The organism is Candidatus Polarisedimenticolaceae bacterium, from assembly GCA_036376135.1.
GTDB lineage: Bacteria > Acidobacteriota > Polarisedimenticolia > Polarisedimenticolales > DASRJG01 > DASVAW01.
In genome coordinates this window covers 1-3,906 of sequence record DASVAW010000041.1, presented here as the reverse complement: position 1 = coordinate 3,906, position 3,906 = coordinate 1, and the positions used below count along the sequence as shown (strand labels likewise).

Annotated in this window: 4 protein-coding genes; 1 reads left to right on the top strand and 3 read right to left on the bottom strand. The window is 72.2% G+C overall.

What is annotated here, in order from left to right; all coding sequences use genetic code 11:
• Positions 1-698: hypothetical protein (locus VF139_03445; GenBank protein ID HEX6850435.1), on the bottom strand; the 698-nt coding region annotated here is incomplete at its 3' end.
• A 67-nt stretch (positions 699-765) separates the two neighbouring features.
• Positions 766-1,254 (bottom strand): hypothetical protein, encoded by a 489-nt coding sequence (locus VF139_03440; protein HEX6850434.1) that lies wholly within the window; start codon positions 1,252-1,254, stop codon positions 766-768.
• Between the two features lie 145 nt (positions 1,255-1,399).
• Between VF139_03440 and VF139_03435 the strand changes: the two genes are divergently transcribed.
• On the top strand, positions 1,400-2,911 hold the full coding sequence (locus VF139_03435; GenBank protein ID HEX6850433.1) for a succinate CoA transferase: 1,512 nt from the start codon (positions 1,400-1,402) through the stop codon (positions 2,909-2,911).
• Positions 2,912-2,992: 81 nt separating this feature from the next.
• Here the strand turns inward: VF139_03435 and VF139_03430 are convergent.
• Positions 2,993-3,906, bottom strand: a 914-nt coding sequence (locus tag VF139_03430; GenBank protein ID HEX6850432.1) for an aminotransferase class V-fold PLP-dependent enzyme, incomplete at its 5' end; no start/stop codon positions are given.

The window sequence follows — 3,906 nt, the reverse complement described above, 5'->3', positions numbered from 1 at the left end:
GCGCCCGCGGCGGCGTCGTAAACCGCGAGCGCCCAGAGAACTCCCGTCGCCGCCAGCAGCACCACGGGGCCGGCTCCGTTCAGCAGCTCGCGGGGAAGCGCGAGCCCGGTCTCGGCGAGGCGCGACGAGACCCACGGGGTGACGGCGAGCCACGCCCCACCCAGCAGCCAGAACGCACCCAGGAAGAACCCGGCGCGCCCGCGGTTTCCCGCGAGGAGCTGGCCCCATCCGGGGATCAGCATCGAGCCGAGGCCCGCGACGATCGGGTGGGTCGCCGCGTCGCGGCCGACCGAGCGATGGGCGTGCGCGTGCACGGCGGAACCGAGGTGCGCCCCCGCGGCGAGGACGAACGCGGCGACGAGCGCCGCCGTCGCCGTCCACGAGGGAATCTCGAGGACCGCGAGCGTCGGCACGAGACGATCCCACGTCGTCACGAGCGCCCAGGCCGACGACACGGCGAGCCCCGCGAGCGAGAGGAACAACATCCCCGCGGCACCGTCGCCGAAGGCGAGCTGCCCGCTCCCGGGGACCACGACCGACAGGCTCGCCGCGACCATCGGCGTGCGATCGTCCGCCGCGGGCGCCGCCGCGCGCGTCGAAGTCGCCGCGCGTTTGGAGTTCCCGGCCCCGCCGAGGATCGTCTCGAAGCTCTCCTCGCGGACCTCACCGAGATCGTAGATGCCGACGTCGTCCGCCATGCGGGCTCCTCCCGCCCCTTACGTCTGCAAAGCGGACGCCGCGGGAAGAGGCGCCGATTCCGCCCCCTTACCGGCCGGGGAGATCGACGGGAACGATTTCGAAAGTCCCGGTTTCGAAGGCGGTTCCGGAGCGCCATCGCTCCCAGCCCCCTGACGCCGGATACCCCAACCCGAGGCCGGTCAGGGTCCACTGCTCCTTCTCGATGCCCATGTTCGACGGCGAGGCGACCACCCAGACGTATCGCTCCGGGATGCTCGGCTCGGAGGTGTCCGGGCAGATCAGCCCCTCCCCCAGGAAGTGCCCCGCCGGCTCCGGCACGCCCGGCGCGAGGGCGACCATGAAGCGTCCCACGCACGTGGCGTACTGGGCCGGGGGACGAAGGTCGAGCGCCCCCTCCGCGACGAGCCCGCCGTCGGCGGAGAACCCGGCGTAGCGATGCGTGGCGAGGAACTCCGCCGGGGGCGGATCGTCGTCGAAGACGTCGCCCACCGCACCGCAACCCCACGCGAACGACGACGTGACGATCCACGCGAGAAAGGCGATCCGCTGAAGCATGGCGCGCCTCCACTGGGGGACCGGTCGCCAAGGTAACGCGTTCGCCGAACGGCGGCCAAGCGTCTCGTGCGCGAGTGCTGGGGAGACGCCGCACCGCTGTGCTAGAACGCGGAACCACAGCGCTCCGGCCCCCAGGAGACGGTCGATGGACACCCGCCACGCCTTCCCCCGACTCACCGCCGACGAAGCGGCCGCGATGATCCCCGACGGCGCTTTCGTGGGGTTCAGCGGATTCACCCCCGCCGGCGCCGCGAAGGCGGTCCCGCGCGCGCTCGCGGCGAGGGCGCGCGATCTCCACGCGAAGGGTCACCCCTTCAGGATCCGAGTCCTCACCGGCGCCTCGGCCGGGAGCGCGATCGACGAGGCTCTCGCCGAGGCCGAGGCGGTCGCGTGGCGCGCCCCTTACCAGGCGACCAAGGCGCTGCGCGAGCGGATCAACCGCCAGCACGTGCAGTTCGTGGACATGCACCTCTCGCACGTCCCGCAGACGCTTTCGTTCGGCTTCTTCGGGAAGATGGACTACGCGGTGATCGAGGCGACGGAGGTGACCCGCGACGGACGCGTCTACCTCACGACGTCGATCGGCGCCTCGCCGACCTTCCTGCAGTGCGCCGACAAGGTGATCGTCGAGATCAACCGGTACCACTCGCCGCGCGTCTCCGAGATGTCCGACATCGCGATCGTCGCCCCGCCCCCGCGCCGGGAGCCGATCCCGATCCACGACGCGATGGCGCGCATCGGATTCCCCTACGCCTCCGTCGACCCCCGCAAGATCGTCGGGATCGTGGAGCACGAGGCGCCGGACGACACCGGGGCGTTCGACCCGCCGGCTCCGGCCCACGAGAGGATCGCGGCGTTCGTCGTGGACTTCCTGCTCGACGAGATGCGCGCCGGGCGGATCCCCGGGGAGTTCCTCCCGCTGCAGTCCGGGGTCGGCAACGTCGCCAACGCCGTCCTCGCGGGGCTCGGCGAGAACCTCGACGTGCCGCCGTTCCGGATGTACACGGAGGTCTACCAGGACTCCTGCGTCGAGCTCATGGAGCGCCGGCGGCTGCTCGGGGCGTCGTCGTCCGCGCTGACCATCTCCCCGCCGATGCTCCGCCGGATCTACGACAACATGGACTTCTTCGTCCCGAGGATCGTGCTCCGCCCGCAGGAGCTCACCAATCACCCCGGGATCGTCCGGCGGCTGGGGGTGATCACGATGAACACCGCCCTGGAGGTGGACGTCTACGGGCACGCCAACTCCACCCACGTCCTCGGGACCCAGATGATGAACGGCATCGGGGGGAGCGGCGACTTCATGAGGAACGCGTATCTTTCGATCTGCATGTGCCCGTCGACGAGCAAGGGCGGGCGGATCTCGACGATCGTGCCGATGGCCACGCACGTCGACCACAACGAGCACTCCGTCCAGGTCGTGGTCACCGAACAGGGTCTCGCCGACCTGCGCGGCCTCGGGACCATGGAGCGCGCGCGCGCGATCGTGGAGAAATGCGCCCATCCCGCCTACCGCGACCTGCTCCGCCGGTACCTCGAGCACGCGCGGATGGGGCACATCCGCCACGACCTCGCCCACGCCTTCGACCTGCACCTTCGCCTGATGGACACGGGGGCCATGCACCCGGAGTTCGACGCGAAGGCCTTCGACGCTTGAAGCCCGGCCTCGCCGGGGGCCGGACGCGCCTCGGACGCGATCACCCGAGGGGACGGCGAGACTTCCGGAGGGGGCGGGGGCTTACGCCCGGTTCGAGAGCGCCGCCGCGAAGCGCTCGACCTCTCCCGGCAGGTTGTAGTGGAGGAACCCGGCGCGGACGAGCCCGTCGGGCTCGAGCCCCAGCGCCTCGGTCGCCTCGACGGCGTAGAAGTTCCCCGCCCAGACGAAGATCCCGTCGGCGGCGAGTCGCCGCGCCACGTCGCGCGCGGGAACGCCCGAGACGGTGAACCCGAAGGTCGCGACGCGATCGTGCAGGCGCCGCGGGTCGGTGAGGCCCCACACGCGCACGCCTCGGATCGACCGCAGCGCCTCGAGCGCCGCGCCGGCGAGCTCGCGCTCGTGGCGACCGATCGCCTCGAAGGCGGCGTCGAGCGCCGCGCGAGGGCCGGCCCCCCCCGGCGCGTGGGCCCGGCCGATCTCCTCGAGATACTCGATCGCCGCGAGCGTCCCCGCGATCCCCTCGTAGGCGGGGGTCCCGGTCTCCCAGCGCTCCGGAGGCAGGTCCGACGCGGGGCGGACCTTGTCCACGGGAAGCTCCGCGAGGCGCTCCTTCCGACCCCAGAGCATCCCCACGTGCGGCCCGAAGAACTTGTACGCCGAGCAGGCGAGCCAATCGCACCCCCACGCCGCGACGTCGAGCCGGAGATGCGGCGCGCCGTGCACCGCGTCGACGAAGACCTCGGCCCCCGCCTCGTGCGCGAGGGTCGCGATCTCCCGGACCGGGTTGACGGTCCCGAGCGCGTTGGAGGCGTGGCCGACCGCGACGAGACGCGTGCGCGGGCCGAGCAGCTGCCGGAAGGCGTCGAGGTCGAGCGTGCCGTCCTCGATGCGCATCGGTACGCGGCGCACGATCGCGCCGGCGGATTCCGCCGCGCGCACCCACGGAGTGACGTTCGCGTCGTGGTCGAGGCGCGTGACGACGACCTCGTCCCCCG